Here is a 16,979-nt window from a genome sequence, read left to right on the forward strand (position 1 = left end):
CCCCGGCACCCCCGCCCCGCCCCGCTCGAAGGGATCCACCGCCATGCCCGCAACCAGCCGCAGACACCTCCTCCTCGGCGGCGCCGCCGTCTCCGCCGGAGCCCTGCTCACCGCCTGCACCAGCAACGAGCCCAAGGGACAGGCGCCCGCCGGGAGCGCCGCGCCCGCCGCCGACGGCAAGCCCGGCGCTCCCGTCACCATCGGCTTCGCCGGCCCGCAGGCCGACCACGGCTGGCTCAACGCCATCAACGAGAACGCCAAGCGGCGCGCCGCGACGTACTCCGACGTCACCCTGGAGATCACCGAGGGCTCCAACGACACCGCCGCCCAGATCGGCCAGGTCCAGACGCTCGTCAACAAGAAGGTCGACGTCCTCGTCATCCTCCCCGCCGACGGCAAGGCCCTCACCCAGGTCGGCCTCCAGGCCATGAGGGCCGGCATCCCCGTCGTCAACCTCGACCGGATCTTCGCCTCCCCGCAGGCCTACCGCTGCTGGATCGGCGGCGACAACTACGGCATGGGCCTCAACGCCGGCCGCTTCATCGGCGAACAGCTCAAGGACAAGCCGGACGCCACCGTCGTCGAACTCGCCGGCATGGACAGCCTGGAGCTCACCAAGCAGCGCACCCAGGGCTTCGACGACGCCCTCAAGAACTACCCCAACATCCGCAAGGTCGCCCGCCAGGCCGCCGACTTCACCGTCGAGTCCGGCCAGGCCAAGATGGCCCAACTGCTCCAGGCCCAGCAGAAGTTCGACGCCCTCTGGAACCACGACGACGACCAGGGCGTGGGCGCGCTCCGCGCGATCGCCCAGGCCGGCCGCAAGGACTTCCTCATGGTCGGCGGCGCCGGGGCCAAGTCCGCCATGGACGCCATCAAGGCCGACGACGGCGTCCTCAAGGCCACCGTCCTCTACCCGCCGACCATGGCCGCCTCCGCGATCGACCTCGCCCGCGCCCTCGGCCAGAAGAAGGGGATCGGCGGGATGTCCGAACTGGAGATCCCCGCCTCGATCACCCTCTACTCGGCCGTCGTCACCAAGGAGAACGTCGACGAGTACCTGCCCACCGGCTTCAACTGACCGGCGCGAGCGCCGCCCGGGCGGACCTCCTGCGGTCCGTCGGCCCTTCGCTCCCGTCCGGGCGGGGCCCCGCTTCCGGCGCGCCACGGAACCGACGTCTCCACCGGCCGTGGCCGGTGCCTGCGAGAGGACACCAATGGAACAGAGCGACAGCGAGAGGGTCCCGCCGACGCTCGGCGTCGGCCTGATCGGTTACGCCTTCATGGGCGCCGCCCACTCCCAGGGCTGGCGCACGGCCGGCCGCGCCTTCGACCTGCCACTGAGGCCGGTGCTCGCCGCGGTGGCCGGCCGGAACCCCGCGGCCGTGCGCGCGGCGGCCGAGAGGCACGGCTGGGCGGCGGCCGAGACCGACTGGCGCGCCCTGATCGCCCGCGACGACGTCCAGCTCGTGGACGTCTGCACCCCGGGCGACAGCCACGCGGAGATCGCGATCGCCGCCCTGGAGGCCGGCAAGCACGTGCTGTGCGAGAAGCCGCTCGCCAACTCGGTGGCCGAGGCCGAGGCGATGACGGCCGCCGCCGAGGCCGCCGCCGCCCGGGGCCAGATCGCCATGGTCGGCTTCAACTACCGCCGGGTGCCGGCCCTCGCGTACGCCCGGACGCTCGTCGCGGACGGCCGGCTCGGCGCCCTGCGGCACGTCCGCGTCACGTACCTCCAGGACTGGCTGGTCGACCCCGACTTCCCGCTGACCTGGCGCCTGGAGCGCGAGCACGCCGGGTCGGGGGCGCTCGGGGACCTGGGGGCGCACGCCGTCGACCTCGCCCAGCACCTGGCGGGCGAACCGCTCGTCGGGGTCTCGGCGCTCACCGAGACCTTCGTACGGAAGCGTCCACTGCTCGCGGGAGCCGCCGCGGGCCTCTCCTCGGGGCCGGCCCGCGGCGGCCACGGGCGGGTCACGGTCGACGACGCGGCCCTGTTCACCGGGCGGCTCGCCTCCGGGGCGCTCGCCTCCTTCGAGGCGACCCGGATGGCCGCCGGCCGCAAGAACGCGCTGCGCCTGGAGATCAACGGGGAGCGCGGCTCCCTCGCCTTCGACCTGGAGCGGCTCAACGAACTGTCCTTCCACGACCACACCGAGCCCGCCGTCTCGGCCGGCTTCCGGCGCATCCTCGTCACCGAGCCCGGCCACCCCTACCTGGAGGGCTGGTGGCCGCCCGGCCACGCGCTCGGCTACGAGCACACCTTCGCCCACCAGGCCCGCGACCTGGTGCACGCCGTCGCGACCGGCACCGCCCCCGAGCCCTCCTTCGCCGACGGCCTCCAGGTCCAGCGGGTCCTGGCCGCCGTGGAGGAGAGCGCGGCGCGGAACGCCGTCTACACGCCCGTACCCGTACCCGTGCTCGCTCCGGCACCGGAGGCCGAGCGCGCGCAGGCACAGGTCTGAGGAGGAGACCCCATGCCACGACCCTTCACGCTCTTCACCGGCCAGTGGGCCGACCTGCCCCTGGAGGAGGTCTGCCGGCTCGCCCGCGACTTCGGCTACGACGGCCTCGAACTCGCCTGCTGGGGCGACCACTTCGAGGTGGACCGGGCCCTCGCCGACCCGGCGTACGTCAAGGGCAGGCGGGAGCTGCTCGACGCGTACGGCCTGAAGTGCTGGGCGATCTCCAACCACCTGGTGGGGCAGGCCGTCTGCGACGACCCGATCGACGAGCGCCACCGGGCGATCGTGCCCGCCCGGATCTGGGGCGATGGCGAGGCCGAGGGGGTGCGGCGGCGGGCGGCCCGCGAGCTCGCGGACACCGCGCGGGCGGCGGCGGCGCTCGGCGTCGACACCGTCGTCGGCTTCACCGGCTCCTCCATCTGGCACCTGGTGGCGATGTTCCCGCCGGTCCCCGAGCGCATGGTCGAGCGCGGCTTCGAGGACTTCGCGGAGCGCTGGAACCCGATCCTCGACGTCTTCGACGCCGAGGGCGTGCGCTTCGCCCACGAGGTGCACCCCAGCGAGATCGCCTACGACTACTGGACCACCCGGCGGGCCCTGGAGGCGGTCGGCCGGCGTCCCGCCTTCGGCCTGAACTTCGACCCGAGCCACTTCGTGTGGCAGGACCTCGACCCGGTCGGCTTCCTGTGGGACTTCCGCGACCGGATCTACCACGTGGACTGCAAGGAGGCCCGCAAGCGGCTCGACGGGCGCAACGGACGGCTCGGCTCCCACCTGCCCTGGGGCGATCCCCGGCGCGGCTGGGACTTCGTCTCCGCCGGCCACGGCGACGTGCCCTGGGAGGACGTCTTCCGGATGCTCCGCTCGATCGGCTACGCCGGGCCCGTCTCCGTGGAGTGGGAGGACGCCGGCATGGACCGGCTCATCGGCGCCCCCGAGGCGCTCTCCTTCCTCAAGCGGTACGACTTCGACCCCCCGGCCGCCTCCTTCGACGCCGCCTTCTCCGGGCCGTGAACCGCGAGCGCCGGCCGAAGCCGGAGGACACGCCCCGGTGGAGGGGCCGTCCATGAGCCGGCGGCGGGCGGGGAGGCGTCGTACCCCCCGCCCGCCGTCTTCCCCACCCACACCGACACCCGCACCACCGACACGGCAGGGAGGCAGTCAGTGCACCACGGGAACGCGACGGGGAGAACGGTCCACGACCGGCGGGCACGCACCGGGGTCTGGTTCGTGGGGGCGCGCGGATCGGTGGCGACCACCGCCGTCGCCGGATGCGCGGCCGTCACCGCGGGGCTGTACCCGCCGACCGGGATGGTCACCGAGACGCCGCCGTTCGCGGGGACGGGGCTGCCTCCGCTGGCATCGCTCGTCTTCGGCGGCCACGACACCGCCGACTGTCCCCTGCCCAAACGCGCCGAGGACCTCACCGGGGCCGGGGTGCTGCCCGCCGGTCTCGCCCGGGCCGTCCATTCCGAACTGGCCGCGGCGGACGGGGAGATACGGCCGGGCGGACCGCTCGCCGGGGACACGCGCACCGAGGAGGATCTGATCACCGGCTTCGCCGACGACCTGACCGCCTTCCGTTCGCGTCACGCGCTGGCGCGGGTCGTCGTCGTCAACGTGTCCTCCACCGAGCCGCTGCCGGGACCGGACGCCACGCGTCTGCCGCCCAGCTCCCTGTACGCCGCCGCGGCGCTGCGCGCCGGCTGTCCGTACGTCAACTTCACGCCCTCGACCGGGCTGCGCGCCCCCGCGCTCACGGCCGCCGCCGAGGCGAGCGGCCTGCCCCACGCGGGCCGTGACGGCAAGACGGGCCAGACGCTCCTGCGGTCCGTCCTCGCCCCGATGTTCGTCCAGCGGGCCCTGGCCGTCCGGGCGTGGTCCGGCACCAACCTGCTGGGGGGCGGGGACGGAGCGGCCCTGGCCGATCCGGCGGCGGCCGCGGCCAAGAACGCCGGGAAGGAGCGCGTCCTCACCGAGACGCTCGGCGCCGGTGTCGAGGGCGACGTCCACATCGACGACGTCCCCGCCCTCGGCGAGTGGAAGACCGCCTGGGACCACATCGCCTTCGACGGCTTCCTCGGCTCCCGGGCCGTCCTCCAGACGATCTGGCAGGGGTGCGACTCGGCCCTCGCCGCTCCCCTGGTCCTGGACCTGGCGCGGCTCGTCGCCCGTGCCCACGAAGCGGGCCTCGCCGGGCCCCGCCCCGAACTCGGCTTCTACTTCAAGGACCCGGACGGCGGGCCGGCGGGTCTGTCCGAGCAGTTCGGCGCGCTCCTCTCCTTCGCCGACCGTCTCCGGGAGGCCGGATGATCCGCTCCCTGTTCCTCCGTTCCGTCCCCTCCCGCGCGGGCGGTCCGGCCACGACGGAGGCCACCGGGCACGGGACGGGGACGCGGTCCGTCCCCGCGCACGAATCCGCCGCCGCGCGCGGGGTCGCGTCGGCCCGGGGGAAGCTGAGGGCCTGGAGCGAGCTCCTGCGCGTCTCGGCCCTGCCCGGCGTCCCCGGCGACGCCCTCGCCGGAGCCGCGGCCGCGGGTGCGCGGCCCGGTGGCGGCACCGTCTGGGCCATCGGCTCCTCGCTGTGCCTCTACGAGGCGGGCATGGCGCTCAACGACTGGGCGGACCGGTACGAGGACGCCGCCGAGCGTCCCCACCGCCCCGTCCCCTCCGGCCGCGTGAGCCCCGGGGCGGCCCTGGGCGCGGCCGGTGTGCTGACCGCCGCCGGACTCGCCCTCGCGGCCCGTGCGGGGCGGCCCCCCTTGGCGGTCGCCGCGGTCCTGGCCGCGACGGTCTGGGCGTACGACCTCCGGCTCAAGCACACGGCCGCCGGTCCGGCCGTCATGGCCGCGGCCCGCGGCCTCGACCTCCTCCTCGGTGCCACGGCGACGGTGTCGACCGCCCGGAGGGGGACGCCGGGCGCACCCGCCGGCAGGGCAGGGGGCGGCTTCCGCCGTACGGCGTCCCCGCCGCTCACCGCCCCGCTCCGCACCGCCCTCCCCCTCGCAGCACCACCGCTCGGCGTTCCCGTGCCCACCGCCTTCCCGCTCTCCGCCCTCCCCGCGGCGGCGGTGCTCGCGGCGCACACCTACGCCGTCACCGCGGTGTCCCGGCACGAGGTCCACGGCGGTTCCACGACCGCGCCCCTGGGCGCACTCGCCGCCGCGGCGGTCCTCGGTGCCCTCACCGCCTCGCCCCGTCCGGACCCGTACCGTCCCGGCGCGCGGCGAAAGCCACCGGCCGCGCCCCGCCGCCTCCCCGACCGTTCCGCGGTGGAGCGCGTCACCCCGCTCCTGGCCGCCGTCTACTTCCGCACCACCGCCCGTCCCCTCCTCGACGCGGCCCTGAACCCGTCCCAGCCGCTCACCCGGCACGCCGTCGTCGGCGGACTCCGGGCGATGATCCCCCTGCAGGCGGCCCTCATGTCCCGGTCCGGGGCACCCGTCGGCGGACTCGCCCTCCTGGGCCTCGCCCCCCTGGCCCGCCGTCTCGCGCGAAAGGTCAGCCCCACGTGAACGGATCCCGCACGGCCACCCTCCGCTACGGCTACGGAACCAACGGTCTGACCGACCTCCGGCTCGACGACGCCCTCGCGCTCCTCGCCGGCCTCGGCTACGACGGTGTCGGCCTCACCCTCGACCACATGCACCTCGACCCCCTCGCCCCCGACCTGGCCGCCCGCACGGCGCGCGTGGCCCGCCGGCTCGGTGAGCTCGGCCTGGCCGTCACCGTCGAGACCGGCGCCCGCTACGTCCTCGACCCCCGCCGCAAACACGGGCCCTCCCTCCTCGACCCCGACCCGGACGACCGCGCCCTCCGCCGCCGGCTGCTGATCACCGCGGTGCGCACCGCCGCGGACCTCGGGGCCCACGCCGTGCACTGCTTCAGCGGCACCGCCCCGCCCGGCACCGCCCCGGACACCGCCTGGGAACGCCTCGCGGAAGCCCTCGGTCCGGTCGTCGAGGCCGCCGCGGCCGCGGGCGTCCCCCTCGCGATTGAACCCGAGCCGGGCCACCTGCTCGCCACGCTCGACGACTTCCACCGCCTGCGCGCCGCCCTGGGGGACCCCGCGCCCCTCGGTCTCACCCTCGACATCGGCCACTGCCAGTGCCTGGAACCGCTGTCGCCCGCCGCCTGCGTCCGCGCCGCCGCGCCCTGGCTGCGTCACGTCCAGATCGAGGACATGCGGCGCGGCGTCCACGAGCACCTGCCGTTCGGCGACGGCGAGATCGACTTTCCCCCGGTGCTCGACGCCCTCGCCTCCACCGGCTACCGGGGGCTCACCGTGGTCGAACTCCCGCGCCACTCCCACGCGGGCCCCGAACTCGCCCGCACCTCCCTCGCCTTCCTCCGCTCCCGGACCCCGGAAGGAGACCCGGTCGCGTGACCGTCACCCCCTCCCCCGACGCCCCGGCCGTCTCGCGCACCGCCCTCGACGCGCGCCTCACCGCCACCGCCCGCGCGTGGCTGGACGACGCGCTGACCGAAGCCGCCGGTACGGGTCCGGACGCGGACCACCGCCGTACCGGTCCGGACGCAGCCTCCGCCCGTACGGAGCCGATCACCACCTCCACCGGCACCGGTCCCGCCTGGGAGGCGCGCTTCGCCGCCGCGGGCCGCCACTGCGGCCACGAGCACGCCGATGCCGTGCGCGTCCTCCTCCTCACCGAGGCCCGCCCCGGCCCGGAGACCCTCGCCTTCCTCTACCACCGGGGCAGCGCCGCCGAGCGCCGGGCCGTGCTCCACGCGCTGCCGCACCTCGTCGGCGGTCCCGAGGCGCTTCCCCTCGTCACCGACGCGCTGCGCACCAACGACACCACGCTCGTCGCCGCGGCCGTCGGTCCCTACGCGGCCGCCCACCTCGATCAGCAGGCCTGGCGGCACGCCGTCCTCAAGTGCCTCTTCGTCCACGTCCCCGTCGACGTGGTCGCGGGGCTGGGGCGTCGCGCCCGCGGCGACGCCACGCTCGCCCGCATGCTCGCCGACCACGCCGCCGAACGCACCGCCGCCGGCCGCGACGTCCCCCACGACCTGGAGCGCGTGCTCGCCCTGACGGCCCAGGCGCGTCCGTAGCCCTCCGCAGCCCGAGGAGTCCCGATGCGCATCTTCGACCCGCACATCCACATGACCTCCCGCACCACCGACGACTACGAGGCCATGCACGCCGCCGGTGTACGCGCCCTGGTCGAGCCGTCCTTCTGGCTCGGCCAGCCGCGCACTTCCCCCGCCAGTTTCCTCGACTACTTCGACGCCCTCCTGGGCTGGGAGCCCCACCGGGCCGCCCAGTACGGCATCGCCCACCACTGCGCCCTGGCCCTCAACCCCAAGGAGGCCAACGACACCCGTTGCGCCCCCGTCCTCGACGTCCTGCCCCGGTACCTCGCCAAGGACGGTGTCGTCGCCGTCGGCGAGATCGGCTACGACTCCATGACGCCCGCCGAGGACACCGCCCTGGCCGCGCAGCTCCAGCTCGCCGCCGACCACGGGCTGCCGGCGCTGGTCCACACGCCCCACCGGGACAAGCTCGCCGGACTGCGCCGCACGATCGACGTGGTGCGCGAGTCCGCCCTCCCTCCCGAGCGCGTCCTCCTCGACCACCTCAACGAGACGACGGTCCGGGAGGCCCGGGAGAGCGGCTGCTGGCTCGGCTTCTCCGTCTATCCGGACACGAAGATGGACGAGGACCGGACGGTCGCGGTCCTGAGGGACCACGGCACCGAGAGGGTGCTGGTCAACTCGGCGGCGGACTGGGGGAGGAGCGATCCGCTGAAGACCCGCCGGGTCGGCGAGGCGATGCTCGCCGCCGGGTTCGACGAGGACGACGTGGATCGGGTGCTGTGGCGCAACCCGGTCGCCTTCTACGGGCTCAGCGGCCGCCTCCGGCTCGACGTGCCGCCGCCACGGGGACTGCACGAGGGGAACTCCGTTCTCCGCGGCGGGGAATGAGAGGGGACGGCGATGCGCTTCCGGCATCCCGACGGGTCCGTCGTCCATCTGTCGTACTGCACCAACGTCCACCCCGCCGAGACCCTCGACGGGGTCCTCGCCCAGCTCCGCGACCACTGCGAGCCCGTCCGCCGGCGGCTGGGGCGCGACCGGCTGGGCATCGGCCTGTGGCTGGCGAGGGCCGCGTCCCGCACCCTGACGGACGACCCGGCGGCGCTGCGCGGCCTGCGGGCCGAGCTGGACCGCCGCGGTCTCGAGGTCGTCACCCTCAACGGCTTCCCCTACGAGGGCTTCGGCCGGGACGAGGTCAAGCACCGGGTGTACCGGCCGGACTGGACCGAGCCCGAGCGCCTCGCGTACACGACCGATCTCGCCCGCCTCCTCGCCGCCCTCCTGCCCGCCGACGTCGACGAGGGGACGATCTCCACCCTGCCGCTCGCGTGGCGCCGGGGGTTCGGTCCGTCCGGGAGCTCGACCGCGCGGGACGCCCTCGCCGTCCTCGCCGAACGCCTCGACGTCCTGGAGGAGCTGACGGGAAAGTCGATCCGAGTCGCCCTCGAACCCGAGCCCGGTTGCGCCGTCGAGACCACCGCCGACGCCATCGGCCCCCTCAGCGCCGTCGGCGCGCCGCACCGCGTCGGCGTCTGCGTCGACACCTGCCACCTCGCCACCTCCTTCGAGGACCCGGCCACCGCGCTGTCCGTCCTGGAGGCGGCGGGCGTCACCGTTCCCAAGGCCCAGCTGTCCGCCGCCCTGCACGCCGACCACCCGCACCTGCCCGCCGTGCGCGAGGCGCTGGCCGCCTTCGCCGAGCCCCGATTCCTCCACCAGACCCGTACCGTCACCGCCGGCGTACTGCACGGGACCGACGACCTCGACGAGGCCCTCGCGGGAGGGACCCTCCCGCGCACGGGTCCCTGGCGCTCCCACTTCCACGTCCCCCTGCACGCGCGGCCCGCGCCGCCGCTGGCCTCCACGCTCGGGGTGGTCGAGGAGACCCTGGCCCTGCTGGTGGGCGGTCCCGCCCCCCGCACGCGTCACCTGGAGGTCGAGACCTACACCTGGCAGGCGCTCCCGCCCGAGCTGCGGCCCCTCACCCGCGCCCAGCTCGCCGACGGCATCGCCGCCGAACTCTCCCTGGCACGCGACCTCCTGACCGACCTCGGCCTCAAGGAACTGCCATGACCGACACGACCGGTTCCTCCGTCCCCCCGCGTCCCACTCCGCTCCTCGTCCTGGACGTCGTCGGCCTCACCCCCCGGCTCCTGGAACACATGCCGAACCTGAGGGCGCTCGCCGCCGCCGGTTCCCGGGCACCGCTGACCACCGTCCTGCCGGCCGTCACCTGCACCGCCCAGACCACCTTCCTGACCGGCACCCTCCCGTCGGAGCACGGCGTCGTCGGCAACGGCTGGTACTTCCGGGACCTCGGCGACGTCCTGCTGTGGCGCCAGCACAACGGCCTCGTCTCCGGCGACCGGCTCTGGGACGCCGCCCGCCGCGTCCACCCCGGCTACACCGTCGCCAACATCTGCTGGTGGTACGCCATGGGCGCCGACACCGACATCATCGTCACCCCCCGCCCCGTCTACTACGCCGACGGCCGCAAGGAACCCGACTGCTACACCCGTCCGCCGGCCCTCCACGACGAGCTCACCGAGAAGTTCGGCACCTTCCCCCTCTTCCACTTCTGGGGTCCGGGAGCCGACATCACCTCCAGCCGGTGGATCGCCGAGGCCACCCGGCACATCATGCGCACCCGGCGTCCCGACCTGACCCTCTGCTACCTCCCGCACCTCGACTACGACCTCCAGCGCTACGGCCCCGACGACCCGCGCTCCCACCGGGCCGCCGCCGAGCTCGACGCCGTCCTCGGACCGCTCCTCGCGGACGCCCGCTCGGAGGGCCGCACGGTCGTGGCCCTCTCCGAGTACGGCATCACCCGGGTGGAGCGGCCGGTCGACATCAACCGCGCCCTGCGCCGGGCGGGTCTCCTGGAGGTCCACGCCCAGGACGGCATGGAGTACCTGGACCCCATGACGTCCCGGGCCTTCGCCGTGGCCGACCACCAGGTCGCGCACGTCTACGTCCGGCGCCCCGCAGACCTCCCGGCCGTCCGGGAGGCGCTCGCGGACCTCCCCGGACTCGCGCGGCTCCTCGACGACGAGGGCAAGAAGGAGCACGGCCTCGACCACCCGCGCTCGGGGGAACTGGTCGCCCTCGCCGAACCCGACGCCTGGTTCACGTACTACTACTGGCTCGACGACGCCCGAGCCCCCGACTTCGCGCAGCTCGTCGAAATCCACCGCAAGCCGGGCTACGACCCCGCCGAACTCCTCATGGACCCGTCCGACCCCTACGTGAGGATTAGGGCGGCCAGGGAGATCACCCGCAAGAAGCTCGGTATGCGCTACCGACTCGCGGTCGTCCCGCTCGACCCCTCTCCCCTGCGCGGCAGCCACGGACTCCTCCCCGCGCACGAGGAGGAGGGCCCGCTCCTCGTGTGCTCCCTCCCCGGAGCCGTGGACGGCCGGATCGAGGCCGTCGACGTGAAGTCCCTGCTCCTGCGCCTCGCCGGGGCGGAGACGAGCGCGGCGACTCCAGCTCCCCACTGAGCAGGGCGCTTCGACGGGGCTCGTGTCGCCGCGCCCCTCACACCGGACGACGGAGCACGCGCCCTCAGCATCCGGCGAGCTCGTGCACGACAGGAGCCGTCGCTCCGTCCGCGGAGGTCAACGCCTCGGGCTCTGCGAAGACGTAAAGCGCTGACCTGCGGTGATTCTTGCCGTGCACGAGCTCGTAGGGTGTGTGTCGCAAGTCCCGCCTCCCCGGCGGCGACCCGGCGACCGTTGTCGCCGACACCATCCTGTCGGTTGCGGGCCAGGCACCCGTCCCGGCCACCACGCTCGCCAAGCACATCGTCGTGATCGGCACAAAAGGTTCTGCGCGGACCCGACGGCGTTGCCTCGGGATCCGCCCGCGCCGCCGGACACGCCGTCGGGTGACAGCAGGCCCTGCCCGGCTCCGGGTGAGCGATCAGGCGGCAGCGACCGGGGACGCGTTCCTCGGCACGATCGCCGACTACCGGAACGGAAAGTGTTATGCCCGGGGCCCCTGCTCGTCTACTAGTGCGACAACCGCCCACCAGAGCAGCCATACCTGCTTCTGTCCGAGGATGTATCGCATGCGACATGACAGGTCCGACGGGACCGACACGTTTCCGGACCGCCGCACGGTGGAGGCGGCCCGCGACGGGGACACCAGAGCGGTCGAACGGCTCACCGCGGGCGCCCTGCCGCTGGTCTACAACGTGGTCGGGCGGGCGGCGGAGACCGACCTCGACGTCGACGACATCGTGCAGGACACCATGGTCGCGGTGATCCGCGCACTGCCGGACCTGCGGGACGCGGCGAAGTTCCGCTCGTGGCTGGTGGCCATCGCGGTCCGCCAGCTCACCGACGCCCGGCGTCGGGCGCGATCCGGCCGGCTGACGACACTGGAGCACGCCGACGAACGGCACGCGCCGGAAACCGACTTCACGACCCTTTTCCTGCTGCGGCAGTCGCTCTCCGCCGAGCAGCGGCAGGTCGCCGCGGCCACCACGTGGCTCGACCCGTCGCACCGCGACCTGCTGTCGCTGTGGTGGCTGGAGGCGTGCGGACGGCTGTCCCGGAAAGACATCGCGGTGGCCATGAACCTTCCGGCGGCCCACTTGGCGGTCCAGGTGCAGCGGATGAAGGCCCAACTGGACGTGGCGCGGACGGTCGTGCGAGCACTGTCCCGCCTCCCGCGCTGCGCGGAGCTGACCGAGCTCGCCGGCCCGGGCGACCCGATTCCCAGCCCCCTGCTGCGCAAACGGATCGCCCGGCACCTGCGCTCCTGCGAGCCGTGCGGTCATCCCGCCGGCCGCCTGGTCCCGCCCGAGCGGCTGCTCGCGGGCCTGCCCCTGCTCGTGCCGGATCGCACGGGAGATCTCGGGGCGGCCGGGGCGACGGGGTGGCCCGGCCCGGCGGAGCAGTCGGCACTCAGTGAGGCGGGGAGTCCGGCGAACGCCCTCGGCGAGCCGGGCCTGGGCACGAACGACCTTGCCGAAGCCGGTGTCGCAGGCACCGGGGGCCTTCCCCACCCGGCCGCGCCCGTCCGGCACACCGCTCACCGGCCGGCGCCCCGCGGGCACAGCCGTCGCGCGACCGGCCGCCCGCGTGGCGACCACGGCGTGCTCGGCGGGCTCTCCGCCAAGGCGACGGGCGCGACCGTCGCCGCCGGGGTGGCCGCGCTCGTTGTGACCGGCCTCGTCATGGTCCCGTCGGGGGCTGAGTCCCCCGCCGGCGCACGGAATGCGGCCTCCCGGGTAAGCCCATCGACGATGGCGGAGACGCCCGCCTCCACCGCGCCCAGGAGCGCCACCCCGCCCGGCCCCGAGCCGACCGCCCCCGCGGGGAGCCGTACCCCCGCCCCGTCCCCCGTCGCCGCGCGCGTCCTGCGCACGTCCCTACCCGTGAAGACCCCCGCCCCGACCTATTTCGTGAGCCCCGGCGGCAGCGACTCCAACCCCGGCACGTCGGCCGGATCGCCGTTCCGCACCCTTCAGAAGGCCGCGGACACCGCCGGCCCCGGCGATGTCGTCGCCGTCATGAACGGCACCTACACCGAGCCCCGCAAGGGCTCCAACGTGCTGACCGTCAAACGCTCGGGACGCCCGGGAGCTCCCATCACCTTCACGGCGTACCCCGGCCACCGGCCGGTCCTGAACCCCAAGACGGCCTGGAACGGCATCAGCGTCTACGGCGCGTCCCACATCGTCATCAAGAACCTGGAGGTCAAGGGCAACAACGCCGCCCTGTCCCTGGCCGACGCCGAACGCTCGTCGAGCAAGACCGACCCCACGTACAACACCAACTGCATATCCGTGGAGAAGAACCGGGAGTCCGGCACGTTCCCCCACCACATCGACATCATCGGCAACCTGGTGCACGGCTGCGCGGGCGGCGGGATCTCCGCGGTCGAGGCCGACCACGTCGACATCATCGGCAACCACGTCCACTCCAACGGCTGGTTCACCGTCTACGGCACCAGCGGCATCTCCGTCCTCACTCCCCGCGACACCGACGGCGGCGGTTCCCAGCCGTACAAGATCCGCATCACCGGCAACCGCGTCCACGACAACGAGACCAAGGTCAAGTGGGAAGGCTGCCGCTGCTACTCCGACGGCAACGGCATCATCGTCGACACGACGAAGGGCGACCCCGGGCGCGGCAGGCCCGCCTACAACGGACGCGTTCTGGTCGCCAACAACATCAGTTACGACAACGGCGGTTCAGGTATCCACGCCTACAAGAGCCAGCACGTCGACATCGTCCACAACACGGCCTACCTCAACGGCCGCAGCACCCGCATCAAAACTCCCTACGCCAACATCTTCGCCCACGACAGCACCGACGTACGGCTCCTCAACAACATCGCCTACGGCCGCCCGGGCCAGGCCACCAACAGCAAGTCCCACAACGTGAACGTCACGTACGACTACAACGTCTACTTCGGCGGCAGGGCGCCCGAGACCAAAGGCCCGCACGACATCATCGCCGACCCGAAGTTCACCGCCCCCGGCAAGAACCCGAACGCGGACTTCCGGCTCACCAAGGGCTCACCCGCCATCGGCTCCGGCACCCCGTTCCCGGCCATGACCACCGACTTCACCGGGGCGATCCGCAAGGGCGGCGCACCGGACCGAGGCGCGTACAGCTTCGGAGCCTCCACGAGTGGCGGTGACTCGTCGGCACCGGAGCAGGAGAGCCCGAACGCGGGCGCCGGCGAACCGTCCGGTGAAACGAACGCGGGCCCCTCGGCCGGTACGGACGCGGTCGAAGGCGCGGGCACGGAGACCGGTGCGGATGCGGCCGGCGGCAAGGACGCGAAAACCGGCGCGACCGGCGGCGACGGCTCCGGCCTCACGGCCCACGGAGAGAGCGAACCGCTGGCGCAGACCGGCGGGACCGACCCGGTGCTGTTGCTGGGTATCGCCGCGAGCGTCCTGGTCACCGGGGCCGGCCTGCTCGTGCTCGCGCGGCGCAGGCGTTCTTGACACGTCCGGGCCGTCCCCGGGACTGTCGGGGACGGCCCGGGCCCTCGTCGTGGCGAGGGAGCCGAGGCCGGACTTGCCGGCCTCGGCCTGGTCACACCTTGCCGACAGAACGGCGATGCCGACCACACCCTCGTCGTGATGACGGTGCGACAACTGTCAGGCCGGAGTGTTCGCCGCTTACGCGATGGGGCGTGGACGGGCTGTGGTGGACCGAGAGTCGTACCTGCCGACGGCCTGGACGTCCGACCGTGGACGCTGCCAGGCCGCACCGACAAGCCACCGCCAGGCACTGCCACTACCGGCGAAGAACCGCTTCGGGCCACAGTCCGCTCCTGGAGCACTGAGCATCCCGCAAGTACGACTCCCTCGTGGTCGCAGTTGCGGGAAAACAACGCTAGAAGGCGATCCGTACTTTCAGTGCTTCGCGGTCGTGCATGGCGCGGTAGCCGTCCGGCACCCCGTCGAGATCGACGGTACGGTCAAAGACCAGGCCCGGGTTGATGGCGCCGGAGAGCACATCGGGCAAGAGCTCAGGGATGTAGGCGCGGGCAGGGGCGACGCCGCCGCTCAGTGTCACGTTTCGGTCGAACATCTGGGGGATGTCCACGCCGGCGCTTCCGCCGTGCGGCACGCCGACGTATCCGACCGCACCGCCGTCACGGGCGATCGAGATTGCGGTGCGCATCGCTTCTTCGGTGCCGACAGCCTCCAGGACGGCGTGCGCACCAAAACCACCGGTCAGCTCCCTGACCGCTTCGACGGCGGCCTCGCCGCGCTCTGCCACCACGTCGGTGGCGCCGAAGGTGCGAGCGATCGCGGTGCGCTGCTCGTGGCGCCCCAGTGCGATGATTCGGTCAGCGCCGAGGCGGTGGGCGGCGAGCACTCCGCACAAGCCGACCGCACCATCGCCCACCACGGCGACCGTGGTACCGGGGCGGGTCCTTGCTGCGACGGCGGCGTGGTGGCCGGTGCTCATCACGTCGGAGAGCGCGAGCAGACTGGGCAGAAATTTCTCCTCGGTGGCCGCCTCTTTGGGCAGTTTGACCAGGGTGCCGTCAGCGTGAGGGACGCGGACGGCCTCGCCCTGACCTCCGTCGGAGCCGACCTCGCCCCAGAAGCCGCCCTCGGGGCAAGAGGTGTGCAAGCCCTCGCGGCAGTAGTCGCAGGTGCCGTCGGACCAGACAAACGGAGCGACCACGAAGTCCCCGCGGGTGAAGCCGGTCACCTCAGAGCCGACCTCCTCGACGAGGCCGATGAACTCGTGGCCAATCCGCTGACCCGCTACCCGTGAAGCCACGCCCCGATACGCCCACAGGTCGCTGCCGCAGATGCAGGCGTTCACCACTCGTACGACAGCGTCGGTAGGCCTCCGCACAACCGGGTCCGGCGCCTGCTCGATCCGGATGTCGTTGGGGCCGTGGATCACGGTGGCGCGCACGGAACTCTCCTTTTTCATGGGGCTGGGCCATTCAGGGTCGCTGTATCCATGCCATTGTGTCCAGCTACATCTACTACAGCACTACTTTAAGGTGAGCTTATGCTCGATGTTCGACGGCTTGTCCTCCTGCGTGACCTGGCTGCGCTCGGCACGGTGACCGCTGTGGCCGAGCTGCACCGCGTCACACCCTCAGCCGTCTCGCAGCAGCTGCGGCTGCTCGAAGACGAGACAGGGATCGGGCTGCTCGAGCGCACCGGCCGTTCCGTCCACCTCACTGCCGCCGGGCACAGGCTCGTCGAGGACACCGGGCATGTGCTCACCGCGCTCGAACGCGCTCAAGACAGACTGCACGCCGGCACGGGAGAGCCGACCGGCCCCCTCCGTATCGCGTGCTTTCCCAGCGTTCTCGTGCCGCTCGCCGTCCCGCTCAGCGCCAGCTTGGAGAGCGACTACGCGAACCTGCAATTGCACCTCACCGAAGCGGAACCCGAAGCGGCCCTCAGACTCCTGCTGCAGCGACGTGTCGACGTCGCCCTCCTCTATCGCTATGCCAATCTGGCCATGCCCCCGTACGCCGGCGTCGAGACCTGCACCCTGCTGACCGATCCGCTCGTCGCCATCCTGCCGACAGACCACCCAGCGGTGCGCCCAAAGGGAATGCCCATCGATCTGCGAGATCTGGCCGACACTCAATGGATCACCGCCCCGCCGCAAACGGACTGCGGGGACGCCGTCCTTCGAGCCTGCCGGTCGGCCGGTTTCACTCCGCAGATCCGTCATACCTGTACCGACTTCTCTGCCATGATCGCTCTTGCCGCCAGTGGTGGTCACACGACCCTCATTCCGCGTATGGCCGCAGGTCACCTCCCTCCTACGATGATGGCGCGGCCGGTGACAGACAGCTCTCTCACACGCACCGTCGAGACTGCGATCAGGCACGGGACAGACCGAGAACCGGCGATCTCCGCCTGTCTCGCCGCACTTCGTGCTGCCGTGTGACGACGGCCCACGCGAGAATCCGAGTGACCGAGCTCTTTCGGAGTGGCCG

The 16,979-nt window shown here is 73.1% G+C and carries 13 protein-coding genes and 1 pseudogene; 13 read left to right on the forward strand and 1 reads right to left on the reverse strand.

Translation table 11 applies throughout. The features are described 5' to 3' along the window. The first annotated feature begins 43 nt into the window (after nucleotides 1–43). The 12 genes and pseudogenes from ACWGSR_RS07755 to ACWGSR_RS07810 form a co-directional block, all read left to right on the forward strand. Nucleotides 44–1,081 (forward strand): substrate-binding domain-containing protein, encoded by a 1,038-nt coding sequence (locus ACWGSR_RS07755; RefSeq protein ID WP_453564416.1) that lies wholly within the window; start codon nucleotides 44–46, stop codon nucleotides 1,079–1,081. A gap of 136 nt (nucleotides 1,082–1,217) precedes the next feature. Continuing rightward, nucleotides 1,218–2,465: a Gfo/Idh/MocA family protein gene (locus ACWGSR_RS07760; RefSeq protein WP_376239845.1), complete on the forward strand. Its 1,248-nt coding sequence runs from the start codon at nucleotides 1,218–1,220 to the stop codon at nucleotides 2,463–2,465. A gap of 12 nt (nucleotides 2,466–2,477) precedes the next feature. Continuing rightward, nucleotides 2,478–3,479 carry a sugar phosphate isomerase/epimerase family protein gene (locus tag ACWGSR_RS07765; RefSeq protein WP_453564418.1) on the forward strand — a complete coding sequence of 334 codons (1,002 nt, stop codon included), beginning with the start codon at nucleotides 2,478–2,480 and terminating at the stop codon, nucleotides 3,477–3,479. Nucleotides 3,480–3,629: 150 nt separating this feature from the next. Beyond that, nucleotides 3,630–4,778, forward strand: coding sequence for an inositol-3-phosphate synthase (locus tag ACWGSR_RS07770; RefSeq protein WP_453564421.1), 1,149 nt, complete (start codon nucleotides 3,630–3,632; stop codon nucleotides 4,776–4,778). Then, nucleotides 4,775–5,980, forward strand: coding sequence for an SCO3242 family prenyltransferase (locus tag ACWGSR_RS07775; protein ID WP_453564424.1), 1,206 nt, complete (start codon nucleotides 4,775–4,777; stop codon nucleotides 5,978–5,980). Before ACWGSR_RS07770 ends, ACWGSR_RS07775 begins: the two co-directional genes overlap by 4 nt. Further along, a complete protein-coding gene (locus ACWGSR_RS07780; protein ID WP_376239856.1) occupies nucleotides 5,977–6,852 on the forward strand; it encodes a sugar phosphate isomerase/epimerase family protein in 876 nt (291 codons plus the stop codon). The genes ACWGSR_RS07775 and ACWGSR_RS07780 overlap by 4 nt, the downstream gene beginning before the upstream one ends. Further along, nucleotides 6,849–7,538, forward strand: a complete 690-nt coding sequence (locus tag ACWGSR_RS07785) for an EboA domain-containing protein (RefSeq protein ID WP_453564426.1) — start codon at nucleotides 6,849–6,851, stop codon at nucleotides 7,536–7,538. The genes ACWGSR_RS07780 and ACWGSR_RS07785 overlap by 4 nt, the downstream gene beginning before the upstream one ends. Nucleotides 7,539–7,562: 24 nt before the next feature. Beyond that, on the forward strand, nucleotides 7,563–8,411 hold the full coding sequence (locus ACWGSR_RS07790; protein WP_453564428.1) for a TatD family hydrolase: 849 nt from the start codon (nucleotides 7,563–7,565) through the stop codon (nucleotides 8,409–8,411). A gap of 12 nt (nucleotides 8,412–8,423) precedes the next feature. Continuing rightward, on the forward strand, nucleotides 8,424–9,596 hold the full coding sequence (gene eboE, locus ACWGSR_RS07795; RefSeq protein ID WP_453564431.1) for a metabolite traffic protein EboE: 1,173 nt from the start codon (nucleotides 8,424–8,426) through the stop codon (nucleotides 9,594–9,596). After that, on the forward strand, nucleotides 9,593–11,026 hold the full coding sequence (locus tag ACWGSR_RS07800) for an alkaline phosphatase family protein (protein ID WP_453564434.1): 1,434 nt from the start codon (nucleotides 9,593–9,595) through the stop codon (nucleotides 11,024–11,026). Before eboE ends, ACWGSR_RS07800 begins: the two co-directional genes overlap by 4 nt. Nucleotides 11,027–11,595: 569 nt before the next feature. Then, complete coding sequence (locus ACWGSR_RS07805; protein ID WP_453564436.1) at nucleotides 11,596–14,493, forward strand: sigma-70 family RNA polymerase sigma factor; 2,898 nt, start codon at nucleotides 11,596–11,598, stop codon at nucleotides 14,491–14,493. Nucleotides 14,494–14,635: 142 nt separating this feature from the next. Continuing rightward, nucleotides 14,636–14,761: pseudogene (locus ACWGSR_RS07810) on the forward strand (IS701 family transposase); the annotation flags it as partial. Nucleotides 14,762–14,887: 126 nt separating this feature from the next. Here ACWGSR_RS07810 and ACWGSR_RS07815 read toward each other — a convergent pair. After that, entirely contained in the window at nucleotides 14,888–15,931 is a 1,044-nt protein-coding gene (locus tag ACWGSR_RS07815) for a zinc-dependent alcohol dehydrogenase family protein (RefSeq protein WP_453564439.1), read from the reverse strand. Nucleotides 15,932–16,030: 99 nt separating this feature from the next. Here ACWGSR_RS07815 and ACWGSR_RS07820 point away from each other — a divergent pair, with 99 nt between their 5' ends. Further along, nucleotides 16,031–16,930, forward strand: a complete 900-nt coding sequence (locus tag ACWGSR_RS07820; protein WP_453564442.1) for a LysR family transcriptional regulator — start codon at nucleotides 16,031–16,033, stop codon at nucleotides 16,928–16,930. Nucleotides 16,931–16,979: the final 49 nt, after the last annotated feature.

This window comes from Streptomyces sp. NPDC055632, assembly GCF_053618675.1.